We start from the raw sequence: 18,689 nt of genomic DNA, 5'->3' as shown, positions 1-18,689 counted from the left end.
CGCGGCCGGATCGCTTATTCGCCTTCGGCGGCGATCACCTGCGCGGCGGCGTTGATCACCGACGCGATGCGGCCGACGTCGCGCAGTTGCGTGACGGTCATCCCTTGCTCGTTCTTCAGCAGCGCATAGTGCGACTTCACGCAGAAGTGGCACTTGCCGACGATCGACGCGGCGAGCGCGTACATCTCGAACTTGCGCTTGTCGACGCCGCCGTGCGTCGCATACGCGCCCATCCGCAGTTCGGCGCGCTGCGTCTTCAGGTCGGCGTCGTCGGCCATCTCGACATACGGATACCAGGTGTTGTTCATCCCCATCAGCGCGGCCGCCGTCAGCACGGCGTTCGTCTCTTCGGGCGACAGCACGCCGGCTTCGCGGATCGTCTTCACGAGCACCGTGCTCTTCGCCGCGATGGCCGCCGCCAGCGCCACGCCGACCGCGTCGGTGCCTTCGAGCGACGAGCGCGAGATCGTGCCGTCGAGGTTCAGGCGAATGTCCTTCGCGTAGTCGGGGATACGTGCCTTAATCGAGTCGATGAATTCCATTGATATCTCCTATGGGTTGGCCGTTAAAAAAGCCCGCAGGCAGGACGTGCGCCGCGGGCTTCGTGCATTGCTACGCTTACAGCGTGGCGCCGCCGACTGCGCGGTTGCACGGGCAGAGTTCGTCCGTTTGCAGGCCGTCCAGAATGCGCAGGACTTCTTCCGGGCTACGGCCGACGTTCAGGTTGTTCACCGAAACGTGCTGGATCGTGTTGTCCGGATCGACGATGAACGTTGCACGCAGGGCCACGCCGGCTTCCTTGTCGCGCACGCCGAGCTGGTCGATCAGTTCGCCCTTGACGTCGCCGAACGAGTAGTGGTTCAGCTTGTCGAGATCCTTGTGTTCACGGCGCCATGCGAGCTTGACGAATTCGTTGTCCGAGCTGCCGCCGAGCAGGACGGCGTCGCGCTCTTCGAACTGCTTCGTGAGCTTCGCGAATTCGACGATTTCCGTCGGGCACACGAACGTGAAATCCTTCGGATAGAAGTAGATGATCTTCCACTTGCCCGGGAACGACGCTTCGGTGACGGTCTCGAACGCCGACTGGCCGTTTTCCTCGTGATTATTGAAGCCCGGCTTCGCGGCTACGACGGTGAAAGCTTCGAGTTTATCGCCCACGGTTTTCATGCGGATACTCCTGTGTGAGTTGGGAAGAAGACTGAGTCAAGCTACCTCGGTGCTGCAACGATGATGTGACAGCATGGGTAAAACTATAACACTATTGGCAAGTCGCTTCAATAGATTTTGACTAACGACTCTCATAGCTTTTGTCAACCGCGTCGATAGTGTGACGCGCAAGATGCGTGCGCGAACGCGTCACGCGGTCGCACGCGCCTTGCCGGCACCGGGGAATTCGAGCGTGACTTCGAGGCCGGCGTCCGGGTGGCGGTTGCGCAGGCGCAGCGCGCCGCGGTAGCGGCCGACGAGCCGCAGCACGATCGCCATCCCGAGGCCCGTGCCGTCCGCCTTGGTGCGCGCGGTGTCGACGCGGTAGAACGGCCGCATCACGAGCGGCAGTTGATCCTCGGGGATGCCGGGGCCTTCGTCGCTCACCGACAGCTCGACGCGCGCATGCGACACGCGCGTCTCGAGCGTGATGCGCGAGATGCCGTCCTGCTTGCTCTGGCCGTATTTGCGCGCATTCTCGACGAGATTGCCGATCACGCGGCGCATGTCGGTTTCGTCGGCTTCGATGATCGCGCTCGGCGCGAGCCGCGTGCGGATCTCGACGCCGTCCTCGCCCGACACGCGCGCGGCGACTTCGTGCGCGATCGACGACAGGTCGACCGGCTCAGGCTTGCGCTGCGACGGGCGCGCGTAGTCGATGAAGGCCGCGATGATGCGGTCCATCTGTTCGATGTCGTCGACCATCGCGTCCTTGGTCGCCTGGTCGGACGGGCTCATCTCGGTTTCGAGCCGCAGCCGCGCGAGCGGCGTGCGCAGGTCGTGCGAGATGCCCGCGAGCATCAGCGCGCGATCGGCCTCGAGTTGTTCGAGGTCGCGCACCATCTGGTTGAAGCTGCGGTTGGTTTCGGCCGCGACGCCCATCCCGCGCTCGGGCAGCGGCTCGGGCGCCTGGCCCGAACCGACCTGGCGCGCGGCGAGCGCGAGCCGCGAGAACGGCCGGTTCACGAGGCTCGTGATGAACGCGGAGCCGAACAGCGACAGCGCGAGCGCGAACAGCCCCCAGCCGGCCCACTGCAGGCCCGTGACGTTGTCGAGCTGGTCGCGGTCGAGCGCGACCCAGTAGTCGTCGTCGTCGATCTTGAAGCTGATCCACACGCCGGGAATGTCGTTGACCGACTGCGCGATCACGGTATCGTCGCCGAGACGGCTGCGGATGTCGTGTTCGATCAGGCGATTCAGCGATTCGTCGGGCTGCAGCTTGAACTTGTCGGTTTTCTCGCGCGGGTACACGCGCACGCCCTCGTTGCTCTCGAGATCCTGCAGCAGCGCGCGCCGCAAGTCGGGATCGGAATAGAGCAGGGCGGTGCGCGTGAGCTTCACGACCGCGACGAGCTGCAGCGCGACGCGCTGCGCACGCGGCTCGCGCTCGATCACGCGAAAGCTCTGGAACCACGCGGCGAGACTGACCGAGATCAGCAGCGCGATCAGCAGGAAGGTGCGCCAGAACAGCCCGCCGAACGCGAGCTGCAAAAGGCGCCGGTCGATACGCATGGGACGGGCCGTGGACGGGGCGAAGCCGGGAAGGAAAAAGCTCAGGCGGCGCCGTCCGGGATGAACACGTAGCCGAGGCCCCAGACGGTCTGGATGAAGCGCGGGCTGCCCGGATCGGGTTCGATCAGCTTGCGCAGGCGCGAGATCTGCACGTCGAGGCTGCGGTCGAACACTTCGTATTCGCGGCCGCGGGCGAGCTCCATCAGCTTTTCACGCGACAGCGGCTGGCGCGGATGACGCGCGAACACTTTCAGCACCGAGAATTCGCCGGTGGTCAGCGGAATTTCCTGGCCGGATTTCGTCAGCGTGCGCGTGGCGAGATTCAGCGAGAATTCGCCGAACTCGAACACCTCGGTGGTTTCCGACGGGGCGCCCGGCAGTTCGGCCGGCGCCTGGCGGCGCAGCACCGCGTGAATGCGCGCGACCAGTTCGCGCGGGTTGAACGGCTTCGGCAGGTAATCGTCGGCGCCCATCTCGAGGCCGACGATGCGATCGACGTCCTCGCCCTTCGCGGTGAGCATGATGATCGGCGTGCGGTCGTTGCTGCCGCGCAGCCGGCGGCAGATCGACAGGCCGTCCTCGCCGGGCAGCATCAGGTCGAGCACGAGCAGGTCGAAACGCTCGCGCACCCAGAGCTTGTTCATCGCGGTCGCGTTTTCCGCGACGTAGACGTTGAAACCCTGTTCGCCGAGATAGCGGCGCAGCAGATCGCGCAGGCGAGGGTCGTCGTCGACGACGAGAATCTTGGAGGGGTTTTTCGTTTCCATGATCGGCATCTTATCGCGAATGGGAATTGACGCACGGCCGGGGATTTTCGTGCGTTACAGTCGGTTACAAAATTTACCCGTAGTGTCGCGCCGAGTAAAGGCAGGCTATAGAGATTCCTTTACTCGAAGCCGAAATTCGGTAGATACTCCCCTGCACTCCATCTTTCATCTTTGTACACCCGAATTCCGCAGGGTTTTTCAAGTACCAGAGGTAACCGGTTGCCGCGTGACGAAGGGAACAAATCGACCAAAGAAGCGAGGACGGTCATGCGATCTGCCCGGATTGCACTGATGCTGACGATCGCGCTTGCCGGTCCGTATGCGTCGAACTTCGCGTATGCGCAGCGCCCCGAGCAGGGCGCATCGTCGCGCAAGCTGCCGCGCGGCAAAGCGCCGCAGCCCGATCGCGCCGCCGATATGACGGTCCGTTCCGCCGTGCCTCCCGATCTCGAACAGCGCCGCCGCGACGGGCACATGACGCCCGAAGAGCGGCACCTGTTACGCCAGCACATCGAAGACGCCGTTCGCGAGTTGTACAAGCGCTGACGCGTGCCGTCGTTCGCCTTGCGCGGAAATCTCCGCGCGGAAAGAATTCGTAGCACTTTTTCCGTCAACTTTCGGCTGCCGAATGCCGTTGTACGGGCATCCGCACCGCCGGTGCGTTCCGGGAGTCCATGACGATGAAAGCGAACGCTGCCGCACCGGCGCCGTCGCCTGCCATGCAGTCGCCGCTCGATGCCGACGACGCGCTGTTTTTCCTGAGTCGCACCGGTTTCTCTCCCGCGCCCGCCGAGGTCGCGCGCATCGTCGGCATGACGCGCGCGCAGGTCGTGGCCGACACGCTCGGCAGCGCGCGACACGAACCCGTCACGACGTGGCCCGACTGGCTCGCCGAGCCGCCGCCCACGCGCGCGCAGCGTCAGGCGCTGACGCCCGACATGCGGCGCGACGAGCAGCGCGAGCGCAATCGCCGCTACGATGCGTTGCGGGCGGCCTGGGTCAACGAGATGGTCGCGACGCCGTCGCCGCTCACCGAACGCATGACACTGTTCTGGCATGGGCATTTCACGTCGGGGCAGGACAAGGTGCCGTACCCGCAGACGATGGCCGCGCAGAACGCGCTGTTTCGCCGCGAGGCGCTCGGCAACTTCGGCACGCTGCTGCATGCGGTCGCGAAGGACCCGGCGATGCTCCAGTATCTCGACGGCGCGAGCAATCGCAAGGGGCGGCCGAACGAGAATTTCGCGCGCGAGGTGATGGAGCTGTTCACGCTCGGCGAAGGGCACTACACGCAATACGACGTGACCGAAGCCGCGCGCGCGATGACGGGCTGGACCGTCGATCCCGACACGCTGCGCTTCGTGGTGCGGCCCGAATGGCACGATGCCGGCGACAAGACCATCCTCGGCGAAACCGGGCCGTTCGACGGCGACGACTTTCTCGACATCCTGCTGAAGCGGCCGGGCACCGCGCGCTTCATCGCCGGCAAGCTGTGGCGCGAGTTCGTGTCCGATACGCCGGAGCCCGGCACGCTCGATGCGGTGGCCGAACGGTTTCGCGCGAGCGGCTACGACATTCGCGCGGCGCTCGCCGCGCTGTGGTCGACCGACGCGTTCTGGGATCCGCGCAACCGCGGCGTGCTGGTCAAGTCGCCGGCGGAATTCGTCGTCGGGTCGGTGCGGCTGTTCGACGTGGCGTACGGCGATCCGCAGATGCTCGCGGACACCGTGCGCACGCTCGGGCAGAACCTGTTCTATCCGCCGAACGTGAAGGGCTGGCCGGGCGGCGCGCTGTGGATCAACAGCACCACGCTGCTGTCGCGCAAGCAGTTCGTCGAGCAGCTGTTCCGCGCGACCGAGACGGCCGGGATGCGACCGCCGGCTCGTACGATCGCGCCGCCGCCGAACGCGCGTGCGCATGCGATGCCGGTGGCCGACGCGGCGTCCGGCGCCGGCCCGCGCGGCACGCCCGCGAAGCCCGCGCGCGGCGGACTGCGTTTCGACCTCGAGCGCTGGCTGGCCCAGTATCGGGCGCGGCCGCAGGCGATCGCGGGATTGTCGACCGAACTGCAGTTGCAGCACGCGGTGCTGCAACTCTCGCCGGTCGCGGCGATCGACACGGATTCGACCGGCAGCGCGTATCTCGAGGCGCTGCTGATGGATCCGGCCTATCAACTGAAATGATGCGAACGACGACGAAGCGGACAGTCGCCGCGGCCAACGCGCCGGGCGGCGAACCAGAGGATGTGCGATGAACCGACGTGATTTTCTGACGCTGACGGGCGCCGCGGCGGCGGCCGGTGTGTCGATGTGGCAAGCGCCCGCGATGGCGGCCGCCGCGACGCAGGCGGGGCGCAAGGCCGCGGCCGGGTATGCGAACGTGCTGATCCTCGTCGAGCTGAAGGGCGGCAACGACGGCCTCAACACGGTGGTGCCGTATGCCGACCCGCTGTACTACCAGTTCCGGCGCAGCATCGGCATCAAGCGCGAGCAGGTGCTGCAGCTCGACGCGCAGACGGGGCTGCACCCGTCGCTCGCGCCGCTGATGCCGCTGTGGCGCGACGGACAGGTCGCGATCGTGCAGGGTGTCGGCTATCCGCAGCCGAACCTGTCGCATTTCCGTTCGATCGAGATCTGGGACACCGCATCGCGCTCGGATCAGTACCTGCACGAAGGCTGGCTCACGCGCACGTTCGCGCAGGCGCCCGTGCCGCCCGGTTTCGCCGCGGACGGCGTCGTGCTCGGCAGCGCCGAGATGGGACCGCTGTCGAACGGCGCGCGCGCGATCGCACTCGTCAATCCCGCGCAGTTCATCCGCGCGGCCCGGCTCGCCGAGCCGTCGTCGCTGCGCGAGCAGAACCCGGCGCTCGCGCACATCATCGACGTCGAGAACGACATCGTGAAGGCGGCCGACCGGCTGCGCCCGCGCGGCGGGATGCGGGAATTCAGGACGGCCTTTCCGGCTGGCGCGTTCGGCACGTCGGTCAAGACCGCGATGCAGGTGCTGGCCGCGTGCGAAGCGTCCGGGCCCGGCGCGCAGGATGGGGTCGCGGTGCTGCGCCTGACGCTCAACGGTTTCGACACACACCAGAACCAGCCGGGGCAGCAGGCCGCGCTGCTCAAGCAGTTCGCGGAAGGGATGAGCGCGATGCGCGCGGCGTTGATCGAACTCGGGCGCTGGAACGAGACGCTCGTGATGACGTATGCGGAATTCGGGCGGCGCGTGCGCGAGAACCAGAGCAACGGCACCGATCACGGCACGGCCGCGCCGCATTTCGTGATGGGCGGCCGCGTGTCGGGCGGACTGTACGGCGCGCCGCCGGCGCTCGGGCGGCTCGACGGCAACGGCAACCTGCCGGTCGCGGTCGATTTTCGCCAGCTTTACGCGACCGTGCTTGGGTCCTGGTGGGGGCTCGATGCGACGCGCGTGCTGCAGCAGCGTTTCGACACGCTGCCGCTGCTGAAGGCGTGATGCGGGCCGCTCAGCGGCGACGCGCGGCGCGCCACGCGATCCACAGCTTGCGGATCGGCGTGAGCGCGATGCGCTGGTGCAGCACCTGGTAGCCGTCGCGCGCGATTTCGTCGAGCAGCGCGCCGGCCAGCGCGATTTGTGCCCGCAGTGTGCGCTGCGCGCGGCGTTCGGTGGCGGGAATCGCCGCATCGGCCGCCGCGAGCGCGTCGCGCGCGCGGGTCGTCTGGAATTGCAGCAATTCGGTGAAGGCCGGACTGTAGCGGCGGTTCAGCAGATCGGCCGCGGTCACGTTGTAGCGCTGCAGTTCGTCGATCGGCAGATAGATGCGGCCGTGGCGCGCGTCGTTGCCGAGCTCCTGCACGAATTGCGCGAGCATCAGCGCGCGGCCGACGTCCGCTGCCCACGGCTGCGGGTCGGCCGGGTTCGCCGAGCTGGCGCGCGCGACCAGCGACGCGAAGGTGCCGCCGACCTGCGCGATATAGCGCTGCAGGTTCGCGAAGTCGAGGTAGCGCGCCTGTTCGAGGTCCATCCCGTAACCGTTGACGAGCGTGCGCAGTGCGTCGGCTTCGGCGGCGATCGCCGGATGATGCTGCGCGAGCGCCTTCGTGACCGGGTGCGACGGCTGCCCGTCGGCCAGTGCGGCGAGTTCCTTGTGCCACCACGCGAGCTTCGTGTGTCCGACGGTCGGATCGCTGGTTTCCTTGACGGTTTCCTCGAGTTCGCGGCGCAGCGCGAACAGCGCGGTCAGGCGCGGCTGCGTGGCGAGCGGCGCCTGGCGCAGCGCGTAGTAGACGCTCGAGCCGGCGGGGGCGGCCTTTTGCTGACAGTAGTCGTCGAAGTTCACGGGCGAGATCGGGTGGGGCAGGTTCGGGGGACGCGCGGCGGCGCGCTGCCGAAACGTCGAGCGCGGCATTCTAGCACCGCGGCACGATGGGCGCCGGCGGGGCGAGACAACGCCGCACGGATCGGGTAGAATCTCGCGCTCGCCTGATCGGGCGTGCCGGTTTTCGGGCCGGCGTGAAGTCCCGGGCGCGTGGAGCACGCATCTTGCGTCCCGCGCGATCAGGCGACGGAAATGCGCGTGAGTGGCGAAATTGGTAGACGCACCAGGTTTAGGTCCTGACGCCCGCAAGGGTGTGCCGGTTCGAGTCCGGCCTCACGCACCAGAAGTCGAACGTACCCTGTCAGGGGCCGTTCGCGAAAAAGCGCTGCCGGTCGGCTGACCGCAGCGCTTTTTTGTTGATGCCGGCTTCCTCGCCACACATCCGGACCTCGTCCGAGCAATCGGCCGCGTGTAATATCGTGCTCGCTTTTCATACAAGCAGCACGACGACACCGAGGGGCCACCGATGCAACACACCTTCCGTATCCCGATTTCCATTCTGGCGCTGATGCTGGCCGCGCCGGCCTTCGCCAATACGCCTGCCGACAATATCGCGTGGAGCGCCAAACCCGTGAAGACGGTCGCATCGTCGTCGGCATGCACCGCGTACTCGGGGCGCCCAATATCGGGCAACGGCCAGCCGCTGTCGACCGAGGGCGTGCTGAAAACGCTCGGCACGTTGGCGGCCGGCGCCGCGCTGGGTGCCGTCGCCGGCGGATATCAGGGCGCAGCCCCGAATCCGTGTCCGCTGCCTGGCCTGTGATTCGCTGGCAAGCGGATCGCGGAGCGCGCCGCTTCAGCTGAAGCAAACACGATACGAAGCGCCGCGCGTTGCCTGACCGCGGCGCTTCGTCGTGCCCGGTGCGCCTATTCCCAGAAGCTGCGGATCGCGACGGCCATGATCACCGGTACCGAGAACACCAGCGGAATCGCGAAATACTGCGCTTCGCGATCGACGACCCAGCTGTAGATCACCCACGCCGCACCGATCGCGAACGTGATGAGCCCGACCGTCACGGCGGCGATGTTCAGGACCAGCTTCGACGGCTGGCGGCGCGTTTTGGTGTTGTCGTTGTCGCGCGGGGACGATTTCATCGGAAGAGTGCGGCCTCGTGCCGGAACAGGGGTAAAGACACAGGAAACCCCATCCGCACGGATCGCGCAAGGGCCGGCGCGGGCCGGCCCCGTCACGTCCGTTCCCGCGCGTTACAACCCGAACGACACGGCCAGTTCGTCGAGCAGTGCGCGCTGGAACGCGACGAACCGCGGGCCCGGCTGCTGCGCGATCGCCAGATCGAGCATCGGATCGGCGACCGCGGTGCGGATGCCGGCCAGTTCCTCGACGATCGCGAGCCCGCAGAACGGTACGTACGCCTCCGAATAGCCGCCTTCGTGAACGATCACGAGCCGCCCGCCGCAATGGCGCTGCGCGGCTTCCTTCACCGCGCGCGTCATGAACCGGTAGCTGTCGGTATGCAGCTGCATGCGCGCGAGCGGATCGACCGCGCTCGCATCGAGGCCGCTCGCGATGACGATCAGCTCGGGGCGGAAACGCGCGAGCGCCGGCAGCACGATTCGCTCGAACGCATACCGGTACGCGTCGTCGCCGCTGCCCGCGAGCAGCGGCACGTTCAGGTTCGCGCCGAGGCCCGCGCCTTCGCCGCGATCGTCCGCGCCGCTGTAGCCGGGCGGGAAGCAGCGATCCTGGTGCAGCGAGATCGTCAGCGTATCGGGATCGTCATAGTAGATCGACTGCGTGCCGTTGCCGTGATGCACGTCCCAGTCGATCACCGCGACGCGCTCGATGCCGTGCTTCGCGCGCGCGGCCTCGATCGCGACCGGGATGTTCGCGAGCATGCAGAAGCCCATCGGGCGGTCGCGCAGGCAGTGATGGCCGGGCGGCCGCGACAGCGAGAATGCATTCGACGCGCGCTCGCCGACGACCGCATCGACCGCCGCGATCGCGAGGCCGGCCGACAGCGCGGCGATCTCGTAGCTGCCCTTGCCGAATGGCGCGAGATCGCCGAGGTCGCCGCCGTTCGCGTCGCTCAGCGCGTGAAATGCGTCGAGATAGTGCGCCGGATGAATGCGCAGCAGGTCGGCCGTTGTCGCGGGCTCGGCGCCACGCAGGTCGAGCTGCGCGGCCAGGCCCGACGCCTGCACGAGCGACAGGAAGCGGCGCTTCGAATCGGGCGATTCCGCGTAGCCCGCGCTCGACGGCGGCTGGACCCAGCCTCCGACTGGGAAGAACAGCGCGTGCGTGCCGCCGGTATGCCAGAAAGTGCGTTCGTCGGTGAAGAAGGCAGTGCGATTCATGGATGCGTGACCTGTCACGGTTGGGAGGAAACGGAAGAGCGTGCGCGGCGATCGATGTGGCGCAGCGCGGCGAACGACACGATCGCGACGGCCGTCGCGGCCACGAACAGCGCGCGCATCGAGCCGCCGGCGTCGAGCATCAGGCCGGCCAGCAGCGGGCCGGCGGCGAGCCCCGCGCCGATCACGAAATTGAGCGTCGCGACGAGGCGGCCCGACGTGTCGATCTGCGCGACCGTCGCGAGGATGAACGGCAGCACGAAGGTCCACGCGAACTTGAACGCGAAGATCGCCGCGCCGTAGCCGCCGGTATCACGCATCGCGGCGAGTGCGACGAGCGATGCCGCGAGCAGCGCGTAGCCGGCCGCCAGCATCGCGCGCCGCGCGAGCCGGCCGCCCGCGCACGACGCGAGCGCCGCGCCGGCGATCCCCATCACGCTCGCGATCGCGAGCACGTTGCCGGTCGTCTGCGGGTCGAGCCCAGCCTCGGCCGCCGCGCGGCTCGCGAAGGTCCACACGCTGCCGATCGCGAGATAGAACGTCAGCACCGCGCCGATGGCGAGCACGACGAAGTGTCGCGGCGTGGGCGGCGCGTCGCCGCGCGCGGTGCGCGAGGCTGCCGTCCGCGTGCCGAGCGACGACGGAAAGCCGCGCGACAGCGGCGCCGCGAGCAGCGCGAGCCCGGCGAGCGCGACGTACAGCGCGCGCAGCCCGAACGCGGCGAACACGTGCGGCAACACGAACAGGCCGATCGCGCCCGCGATCAACTGGCCGACGACCCACAGGCCGTACACGCGGTCGCTGTTCTGGCTCGTCGCCGCGCTCGTCATGCAGAGCACCATCAGCGAGCCGCCGCCGAGCGCGGTGACGGCGCGTAGCGCGAGCAGCGCGGCGAAGCCCGGCATCCACAGCGCGGTCAGCAGGTTGCCCGCGCCGAACAACGCGACGGCGAACGCGGCGACGCGGCGCGCGTCGATGCGGCCGAGCCACAGGTACGACGGCACGGTCGCGAGGCTGAACGCACCGAGTTCCACGAAGAAGTAGGTGCCGATCTGCGACGCGGACAAGCCGAGCTGCGTCGCGAGCTGACCGGCGACGGCGGGCGCCACGAGCAGCAACAGCGGCGTGATGGCCGCGAACACGACGAGCGCGACCAGCGTCGAGCGCGCGAACGTCGACGCGCGGCCGTCGGGTGAGAGTGAGGCATCCGGGGACAGGGTCTTCATGGCGGGGTCTCGTTGAAGGAATCAGAACAGGTGGTACATGCCGACCATCGCGCCGAACTGCGACGCGCCGGCGAGCGGCGTGGGGTCGTATTCGTAGACGGTCTGCGAACTCTGGCCGCTGTTGCGCGCATAGCCGAGGTTCACGTAGGCGACGGTGCGTTTCGACAGTGCATACGTGGTGCTTGCGATGAACAGCGTCGGATGGCCGATCGCCGGCGTGTGCGAATCGGTGTGGTAGACGCCCGCGTTCAGGCCGATTCCGTTCGACGTCAGGTAGCGCGCGCCGCCCCAGACGATCGTGCGTGCCGCGTCGAGGTCGCCGGTGAGGCGCTCGACGCCTGCATAGACGGTGAGCGGCAGCGTGGCGAACGCATAGCGCGCGGCGAGCGTGCCGAGTTCGCGACGCCGCGCGGACGCGTCGTCGGCCGCCGATACGTCGCCGTGCGCCTGGTGCAGCACCGCGCCGACCGACAGGCCGTTGCTCGTGTACTGGCCGCCGAGCTCGAGCACGCGTCCGGCGCGCGTATTGCCGGCGACGCCGGCGGTCGCGGCGAGCGCCTCGACGTCGAAGCCGGCGAACGTCGGCGACTGGTATTTGACCGAATGGTCGATGAAGTTCGCGTTCATCGGCACGAGCACGCCCTGGCCGCTGTACGACCCGTACCAGAGCGGGTCGTAGAACAGCGTCTTGTCGAACAGCACGCTGAACTGGCGGCCGAGCGTGACGGTGCCGACCGGCCCCGCGATGCCCACGTATGCGCCGCGAAAGAACGCGTAGCCGGGCACGGTCGCGGTGCCGTCGTTGAGGTTGAGGCCCTGTTCGAGCTTGAACAGCGCGCGCCAGCCGCCGCCGAGATCCTCGTGACCCTTGATTCCGACCTGTGAAGGCAGGATGCCGTAGTTCTGCAACCGCACGGCCGAACGATGCCCGTCGGCGTGCGTCAGGTATTGCACGCCGGCGTCGAGCGCGCCGTACAGCGTGAGGGCGGACTGCGCGTGCGCCGCGGCGCCGCATGCGGCCAGCGTCGCGGCGGCCGCGGCCGTGCGGATGAAGCGGGGTGTCGTCACGAGGGGTTCTCCATACCGTGCTGCATCGGTTTGTCGTTGGTGTTGTCGCGACGCAGTGTCCGCAGCGGGAAAACCGTCGAACAGTCGTCCAGATGAACGGTGCGGAAAACCCGCGGTGCCCGGCATGAACGCGGCGCGATGACGCCGTGCACCGTGCTGCGCAGCAGCAACGTGCGGCGCACCGTTCAAATGGATGGGGTTGGCGAGCGTTCCGGCGCCGTGGCCCGCCAAAAAAGCCGCTGGCTATAATCGGCCGGTGTCGTTGCGCATATCAGCAGCCCGACCGGGCAGGGGAGCGGAAAGTGAGGATCACGACGGATATCGGGCAGGATCTCGACGCGCTGCGCGACGTGCCGGCCGCCATCGTCCTCGACGAATTCGCGTGGCCGCCGCGGCCGTCCCGGCGTGCCGATTTCGACGGCGTCGCGCGCGGCGACGCGCCGCGGCACGAATTCGGGCTGATGCTGCTCGACCTGTACGCGGTGGCCGCGCAGTCCGCCATCGGCGAATTCGAGTGCCGGTTCTTTTCGCTGCTGCAGGCGCTCATTCCGTTCGATGCCGCGTGGACCGGCGTCGCAACCCATGTGCCGACCGGCCCGGTGATGCACAACAGCTTTTTGTACCGGTTGCCGCATGCGTTCTTCACCGACTGGAAGCGCGTGCGCGATTGCGATCCGCTTGCGCACCGCACGTTGCACGGCGCGCACGGCCGCGCGGTGCGGCTGACGGTCGTCGAGCCGGGACTCGATGCGCGGTTTCGCGACTGGTGCGTGAAATACGGGCTCGCGCAGCTGATGTGCGTGTGTACGCTCGATCGCCGTTTCGGCCTGACGACGTTCATGTCGATCTATCGCCAGGGCCTGAACCGGCCGTTCAGCGACGACGACGCGCGGTGTTTCGAGGAAGTGATCCCGCATCTGGCCGCCGCGCTGACGATCAATCGCGCGGCCCAACTCACGCGCGAGCGCGCCGACACGGTCGCGCCGGCGGCGCGTGCGCTGTGCGACAACTTCGGGGTGCTGCACCATGCCGATCACGGTTTCGACGACGTGCTGCGCACCGAATGGCCGTCGTGGGCCGGCGCGCGCGTGCCGGAGCCGCTCGTCGCGCACCTGCGGCGCCAGTCGGGGCAGCCGTTCGTCGGCGACGCGCTGCGCATCCAGTGCGTGCCGGTTGCGGGGCTGTTCCAGATCGAGGCGCGGCCGCGCTCGCTGCTCGACCGGCTGAGCCCGCGCGAACTTGCGGCGATCCGCTATTACGGCGCCGGGCGTTCGCACAAGGAGGTCGCGCAGCAGATGGCAATCTCGCCGACGACCGTGCGTCACTACCTGCGCTGCGCGTACCGCAAGCTCGGCATGCACGACAAGAGCCAGATCGCCGGCGTGCTGGGCGCGACGGGCGGCGCGTCCGACGACGAGGCGATGGAAGCCGGCGGCATGCCGCGCTGACGCCCACGAACGCACGAACGGATGCGGCGCGATGCGCACTGCGTTGCCGGATTGGTTGTGTCCGCAACCATTGAGCGTTATGCTCGTCAGCTTCCAGGAGACGGAATGCCATCATGAACGACACGAATTCAGGGTCGGTGCGCGCGGCGGTGGTCGGCGTCGGCGCGATCGGCGGATTGCTCGCGGCCGCGCTGTCGAGAGCCGGCATGACCGTGAGCGCGTACGCACGCGGCACGACGCTCGACGCGCTGAATACGCACGGCGTGCGCGTGATCGACGAGGCGGGTGCAACCTCGTCGGTGCCGGTGCGGGCAAGCGACGATGCGGCCGCGCTCGGCGTGCAGGACTACGTGGTGATCGCGCTGAAGGCGCAGGCGCTGCCGGCGCTGGCCGCGCGCATCGCGCCGCTGGTCGGCCCCGATACGGTGATCGTCGCGGCGATGAACGGGCTGCCGTGGTGGTTCACGCACGGGCTGGAAGGGGCGATCGACGGCGTGCCGCTCGATGCGGTCGATCCGGCCGGCGCGGTGTCGGCCGCATTGCCGCCCGCGCAGGCGATCGGCTGCGTCGTGCACCTGTCGTCGAGTACCGATGCGCCGGGCGTCGTGCGTCGCGGGCGCGGCAACCGGCTGATCGTCGGCACGCCCGATCCGCGGCTCGAGGTGGCCACCGCGCGGTTCGCCGCGGCGCTCGCGGCCGGCGGTTTCGACGTCGAGTCGACGCCCGCGATCCGGGCCGAGATCTGGACGAAGCTATGGGGCAACATGAACATGAACCCGCTGAGCGCGCTGACCGGTTCGACGGCCGAACAGTTGCTCGACGATCCGTTCACACAGGATCTCGCACTGCGGATGATGGAGGAGGCGGCTGCGATCGGCGCGAAGCTCGGGCTATCCACGGGAATGAGCGGCCCCGAGCGGATCGCGGTCACGCGCAAGCTCGGCGCATTCAAGACATCGATGCTGCAGGATTTCGAAGCGGGGCGCTCGCTCGAGATCGGGCCGATCCTCGGCGTGTTTCCGGAGCTCGGCCGCAAGCTTGGCGTGCCGACCCCGTACTGCGACGCGGTGCTCGGACTATTGCGTCAGCGCGCGGCGAACAGCGGGTTGTAGCGCGTTGCCGGCTGCCGCATACGCGCAGCCGGCAACGCGGCGGTGCGTGCTTCACGCGATGCCGCCGCATGATGCAAAACGGGTCGCCCGAATCGCGCGTGACGCGACTCGGGCGACCCGTCTGATTCGTCGGATCAATGCTGCCCGCGACACTCGGCCGTCCGGCGATGCCGGGGCCGACGCGCGGCTCAGTCGTCGCGCTCGGTTGCGTGCGCGACCACCTTGTCGAGCAGCCGCTCGAACGTCTGGCGTTCGCTGTCGGACAGGCACGCGAGCAAGCCGTCGTTCCACTTGCGCACGATCGGCATGATCTTGCGATGCAGCGCGCGGCCGTCGGTGGTCAGTGCGATCAGCACGATCCGGCCGTCTTCGTCGCTCGCGCTGCGCTCGAGCAGCCCCTGGCGCAGCAGCGCTTCGGCTGCGCGACTGGCCTGACTTTTGTCGAGATTGGTATGGCGCGCGAGATCCATGATCGAGAACGGGCCGAATGCGCCGACGGCGGCGATCACGCGCGCCTCGGGCAGCGAGATGTCGAGCTTGTGCCGGTACACCTCGCCGATCCCGCGGTCGGAGCGCTTCGTGAGCGCATGGAGGCGATAGGTTAGAAACTGATCGAGCCCGGCTTGACGGCCTTTCATGTCGAATCCTGAAGAAAAAGGGCGGGCCCGATTGTTCCTGTATCGCGCGCTCGGGTCAACGGTCAGTGTGCACCGTACTTCAGGCGTGTCAACTGTTCTGCTTCGTTCGCGAGCAGGTTGGCCGCGTCGCGGATCGCGACGTCGAGCGTGATCGGCCCGGGAGCCGGCGAAAAGCAGCCGGAGAAATGCTCGGACAGGCGCGGCAGCGCGGCCGGGTCGATCGCGCCGGACAGCAGCGACGCGCTCACACCGGCGGCCCGCGCGTGCCGGCAGGCGATGAACGGCGCCTTGCCGTGCAGCGTCTGCACGTCCGAGCGGCCTTCGCCGGTGATCAGCCACTCGGCGCCGGCCAGTGCGGCGTCGAGCCCGACCTGGCGCGCCACTACTTCGGCACCGGCCTCGAAGCGTGCGCCGAGCATGTGCAGCGCGAAACCGAGGCCGCCGGCGGCGCCTGCGCCCGGCAGCTCGCGGCCGCGGCGGTCGAGTGCGGCTTCGAGCAGGTCGGCGAAGCGGGCGAGGGCCGCATCGAGCGTCGCGACCTGTGCGGCCGTCACGCCCTTTTGCGGGCCGAACACGGCGGTCGCGCCATGCGCGCCCGTCAGCGGATTGTCGACGTCGGACATGCCGACGAATTCCGTTTCCTTCAGGCGCGGGTCGAGCCCCGACGCGTCGATGCGCGCGATGTCGGCGAGCCGCGACGGCACCGGCTCGACCGGCTGGCCGTCGGCGTCGAAGCACTGCAGGCCGAGGCCCGCGAGCAGCCCGGCACCGGCGTCGTTGGTGCTGCTGCCGCCGAGCGCGACGAAGAAGCGGCGCACGCCGTCGTCGAGCAGCGCGCGGATCGCCTCGCCCATCCCGCGCGTGCTGCGCGCGTCGACCGGCACGCTCATGCCGACCGGGTCGGTAATCCCGACGATCTCGGCCGTCTCGACGATCGCGGTGCGCGCATCGATCACGCCGACCGCCGCATCGCGTGCCGCCAGCGACGCGCCGGCCACCCGCAACGTGCGCCGCGTGCCGCCGCCCGCCAGCATCGCGTCGAGCGTGCCTTCGCCGCCGTCCGCCATCGGGCAGCACCGCACGACCGCGTCGGGCCGGGCGCGGCGAATGCCGGTGGCGATCGCGTCCGCGACCTGCTCGGCGGAAAGCGAGCCTTTGAACGAATCGGGCGCGATGACGACGACAGGCGCGGACGGGTGGTGCGGCATGGTGTCTCCGGAAGGCGTGATTGGTGTGAAGAATAAGTGGTCGAGCCACGAGGGTGGCTCATACGCTATCGGAGCTTACAGGATGGCGGGCCCGGGGTGGATACGCCGTTCGGCATAGCCGCGATCCGCGCGCATGGCCGTGCATCGGGCCGTCGGCAGGGCGGGGACACATGCGTGTCGTGCTGATCTGGCGGTACGAGGAAAATTGTTTGCTAGAATAGTCGATTCTTCCGGCCAAAGCCGTGCTCCGAGCCGCTTGCGCTAGCCATCCGGCGCGTGCAGGGATGGCGTGGCGCTCCGGCGCGGCGTGTGAGTGTGCGCACCTCACGCTGCAGGCAGGCACGGCAAGGAAAACCCGATTCGCTCGAATAATTTTAGGACGATTGAAGCCATGGCTAACGTTGTTGAGAACCTCGGCAAGCTTGAACGCCGTGTGACGATTTCTTTGCCGAAAGACACCGTGCAGAAGGAAATCGATGCCCGCATCCAGAAACTCGCGAAGACCGTGCGCATGCCGGGTTTCCGCCCGGGCAAGGTGCCGCTGAAGATGGTCGCCCAGCAATACGCGGGTCAGGTCGAAGCCGAAGTGCTGAGCGACAAGATCGGCCAGGAATTCTTCACGGTCAGCCGCGCGGAGAACCTGCGCGTCGCCGGCCAGCCGAGCTTCGAGCCGAAGCAGGAGCAAGCCGAGGACGCGTACGCGTTCGACGCGACGTTCGAGGTCTACCCGGAAGTGAAGATCGGCGATCTGGCGACGGCTGAAGTCGAGCGCTCGACCACGTCGATCGGCGACGCCGAAATCGACCGCACGCTGGACATCCTGCGCAAGCAGCGCGTGCACTACCACGCACGCGGCGAAGCCGGCGAGCACGGCGACGGCGGCGCGGACACCGCAGCGAAGAACGGCGACCGCGTGACGGTCGACTTCGTCGGCAAGATCGAGGACGTCGCGTTCCAGGGCGGCACGGCCGAAGATTTCCCGTTCGTGCTCGGCGAAGGCCGCATGCTGCCGGAATTCGAAACGGCGGCGCTGGGCCTGAAGGTCGGCGAACAGCGTACGTTCGACCTCAAGTTCCCGGATGACTACCACGGCAAGGACGTCGCCGGCAAAACGGCGCAGTTCACGGTCACGATGAAGAAGATCGAGTGGCCGCACCTGCCGGAAATCGACGCGGAATTCGCGAAGTCGCTCGGCATCGAAGACGGCGACCTCACGAAGATGCGTGCCGAGATCAAGGAAAACCTCGAGCGCGAAGCGAAGCGTCGCACGCAGTCGATCGTCAAGAACCAGGTGATGGACGCGCTGCTGAAGATTTCCGAACTCGACGTGCCGAAGGCGCTGATCGAGCAGGACCAGCAACGTCTCGTCGAAATGGCTCGCCAGGATCTGGCGCAGCGCGGCGTGCCGAACGCGAAGGACGCCCCGATCCCGGCCGAAATGTTCGCCGAGCAGGCAGAGCGCCGCGTGAAGCTGGGCCTCGTGCTAGCTGAACTCGTGAAGGCGAACGGCCTCGAAGCGAAGCCGGAACAGATCCGCGCGGAAGTCGACGAGTTCGCGAAGAGCTACGAAGACCCGAAGGAAGTGGTCCGCTGGTATTATTCCAACCAGCAGCGCCTCGCCGAGATGGAAGCGTTCGTCGTTGAAAGCAACGTCGTCGATTTCGTGCTGGGCAAGGCCAAGGTGACGGACAAGGAAGTGAGCTTCGAGGCACTCGCGAGCGCATCGGCGCAAGCGTAAGTGTCGCTCTAGCGGCGTGCCGGCTGTCGGAGCGACGGCCCGCACGCCGTTTTTACGTCAAGCGCACGGTTGCCATTAATATGGCGATTGAGCGGGCGG

The 18,689-nt window shown here is 67.9% G+C and carries 19 protein-coding genes and 1 tRNA gene; 8 read left to right on the top strand and 12 right to left on the bottom strand.

Annotation, left to right across the window (positions count from 1 at the left end):
- Positions 1–14: 14 nt before the first annotated feature.
- The 4 genes from AP428_RS07290 to ompR form a co-directional block, all read right to left on the bottom strand.
- Positions 15–542 carry a carboxymuconolactone decarboxylase family protein gene (locus tag AP428_RS07290; protein ID WP_006478562.1) on the bottom strand — a complete coding sequence of 176 codons (528 nt, stop codon included), beginning with the start codon at positions 540–542 and terminating at the stop codon, positions 15–17.
- A gap of 76 nt (positions 543–618) precedes the next feature.
- Complete coding sequence (locus AP428_RS07285; RefSeq protein WP_006478563.1) at positions 619–1,167, bottom strand: peroxiredoxin; 549 nt, start codon at positions 1,165–1,167, stop codon at positions 619–621.
- A 189-nt stretch (positions 1,168–1,356) separates the two neighbouring features.
- On the bottom strand, positions 1,357–2,718 hold the full coding sequence (locus tag AP428_RS07280) for an ATP-binding protein (RefSeq protein WP_011549598.1): 1,362 nt from the start codon (positions 2,716–2,718) through the stop codon (positions 1,357–1,359).
- A 41-nt stretch (positions 2,719–2,759) separates the two neighbouring features.
- Entirely contained in the window at positions 2,760–3,494 is a 735-nt protein-coding gene (ompR, locus tag AP428_RS07275; protein ID WP_006478565.1) for a two-component system response regulator OmpR, read from the bottom strand.
- Positions 3,495–3,752: 258 nt separating this feature from the next.
- Between ompR and AP428_RS07270 the strand changes: the two genes are divergently transcribed.
- From AP428_RS07270 to AP428_RS07260, 3 genes are all read left to right on the top strand, one after another.
- The gene (locus AP428_RS07270; RefSeq protein ID WP_006478566.1) at positions 3,753–4,031 is read left to right on the top strand and encodes a hypothetical protein; all 279 of its coding nucleotides are present in this window, start codon (positions 3,753–3,755) and stop codon (positions 4,029–4,031) included.
- Between the two features lie 134 nt (positions 4,032–4,165).
- Positions 4,166–5,668: a DUF1800 family protein gene (locus tag AP428_RS07265; protein WP_011549599.1), complete on the top strand. Its 1,503-nt coding sequence runs from the start codon at positions 4,166–4,168 to the stop codon at positions 5,666–5,668.
- 67 nt (positions 5,669–5,735) lie between these two features.
- On the top strand, positions 5,736–6,956 hold the full coding sequence (locus tag AP428_RS07260) for a DUF1501 domain-containing protein (protein WP_011549600.1): 1,221 nt from the start codon (positions 5,736–5,738) through the stop codon (positions 6,954–6,956).
- 10 nt (positions 6,957–6,966) lie between these two features.
- Here AP428_RS07260 and hpnD read toward each other — a convergent pair whose 3' ends face one another.
- Positions 6,967–7,800: a presqualene diphosphate synthase HpnD gene (gene hpnD / locus AP428_RS07255; RefSeq protein WP_027810329.1), complete on the bottom strand. Its 834-nt coding sequence runs from the start codon at positions 7,798–7,800 to the stop codon at positions 6,967–6,969.
- A gap of 235 nt (positions 7,801–8,035) precedes the next feature.
- Here hpnD and AP428_RS07250 point away from each other — a divergent pair.
- A tRNA-Leu gene (locus AP428_RS07250) sits at positions 8,036–8,122 on the top strand.
- 183 nt (positions 8,123–8,305) lie between these two features.
- Entirely contained in the window at positions 8,306–8,602 is a 297-nt protein-coding gene (locus AP428_RS07245; RefSeq protein ID WP_011549602.1) for a hypothetical protein, read from the top strand.
- A gap of 104 nt (positions 8,603–8,706) precedes the next feature.
- Here the strand turns inward: AP428_RS07245 and AP428_RS07240 are convergent, their stop codons facing one another.
- The 5 genes from AP428_RS07240 to AP428_RS07220 form a co-directional block, all read right to left on the bottom strand.
- Entirely contained in the window at positions 8,707–8,934 is a 228-nt protein-coding gene (locus tag AP428_RS07240; RefSeq protein WP_054927917.1) for a hypothetical protein, read from the bottom strand.
- A 111-nt stretch (positions 8,935–9,045) separates the two neighbouring features.
- The gene (locus AP428_RS07235; RefSeq protein ID WP_054927916.1) at positions 9,046–10,155 is read right to left on the bottom strand and encodes a class II histone deacetylase; all 1,110 of its coding nucleotides are present in this window, start codon (positions 10,153–10,155) and stop codon (positions 9,046–9,048) included.
- A gap of 14 nt (positions 10,156–10,169) precedes the next feature.
- On the bottom strand, positions 10,170–11,378 hold the full coding sequence (locus tag AP428_RS07230) for an MFS transporter (protein WP_054927915.1): 1,209 nt from the start codon (positions 11,376–11,378) through the stop codon (positions 10,170–10,172).
- A 21-nt stretch (positions 11,379–11,399) separates the two neighbouring features.
- Entirely contained in the window at positions 11,400–12,446 is a 1,047-nt protein-coding gene (locus tag AP428_RS07225) for a porin (RefSeq protein ID WP_054927914.1), read from the bottom strand.
- The gene (locus AP428_RS07220) at positions 12,443–12,616 is read right to left on the bottom strand and encodes a hypothetical protein (RefSeq protein WP_231691689.1); all 174 of its coding nucleotides are present in this window, start codon (positions 12,614–12,616) and stop codon (positions 12,443–12,445) included. The genes AP428_RS07225 and AP428_RS07220 overlap by 4 nt, the downstream gene beginning before the upstream one ends.
- A gap of 132 nt (positions 12,617–12,748) precedes the next feature.
- On the opposite strand from AP428_RS07220, the gene AP428_RS07215 reads away from it, so the two are divergent.
- On the top strand, positions 12,749–13,894 hold the full coding sequence (locus tag AP428_RS07215; protein ID WP_054927912.1) for a helix-turn-helix transcriptional regulator: 1,146 nt from the start codon (positions 12,749–12,751) through the stop codon (positions 13,892–13,894).
- Positions 13,895–14,007: 113 nt separating this feature from the next.
- Complete coding sequence (locus AP428_RS07210; protein ID WP_054927911.1) at positions 14,008–15,006, top strand: 2-dehydropantoate 2-reductase; 999 nt, start codon at positions 14,008–14,010, stop codon at positions 15,004–15,006.
- Between the two features lie 188 nt (positions 15,007–15,194).
- Here the strand turns inward: AP428_RS07210 and AP428_RS07205 are convergent, their stop codons facing one another.
- Both AP428_RS07205 and AP428_RS07200 read right to left on the bottom strand, forming a co-directional pair.
- Positions 15,195–15,644, bottom strand: a complete 450-nt coding sequence (locus tag AP428_RS07205; protein WP_006478574.1) for a MarR family winged helix-turn-helix transcriptional regulator — start codon at positions 15,642–15,644, stop codon at positions 15,195–15,197.
- A gap of 62 nt (positions 15,645–15,706) precedes the next feature.
- A complete protein-coding gene (locus tag AP428_RS07200; RefSeq protein WP_011549608.1) occupies positions 15,707–16,852 on the bottom strand; it encodes a glycerate kinase in 1,146 nt (381 codons plus the stop codon).
- A gap of 391 nt (positions 16,853–17,243) precedes the next feature.
- Between AP428_RS07200 and tig the strand changes: the two genes are divergently transcribed.
- Positions 17,244–18,590 (top strand): trigger factor, encoded by a 1,347-nt coding sequence (gene tig / locus AP428_RS07195; protein WP_011549609.1) that lies wholly within the window; start codon positions 17,244–17,246, stop codon positions 18,588–18,590.
- Positions 18,591–18,689 lie beyond the last annotated feature (99 nt).

The sequence above is a fragment of the Burkholderia sp. E168m22 genome, from assembly GCF_001319805.1.
In the GTDB taxonomy this organism is placed as follows: domain Bacteria; phylum Pseudomonadota; class Gammaproteobacteria; order Burkholderiales; family Burkholderiaceae; genus Burkholderia; species Burkholderia orbicola.
Note: the sequence above shows the minus strand (reverse complement) of the source record. Positions and strands in the feature narration are given on the sequence as shown.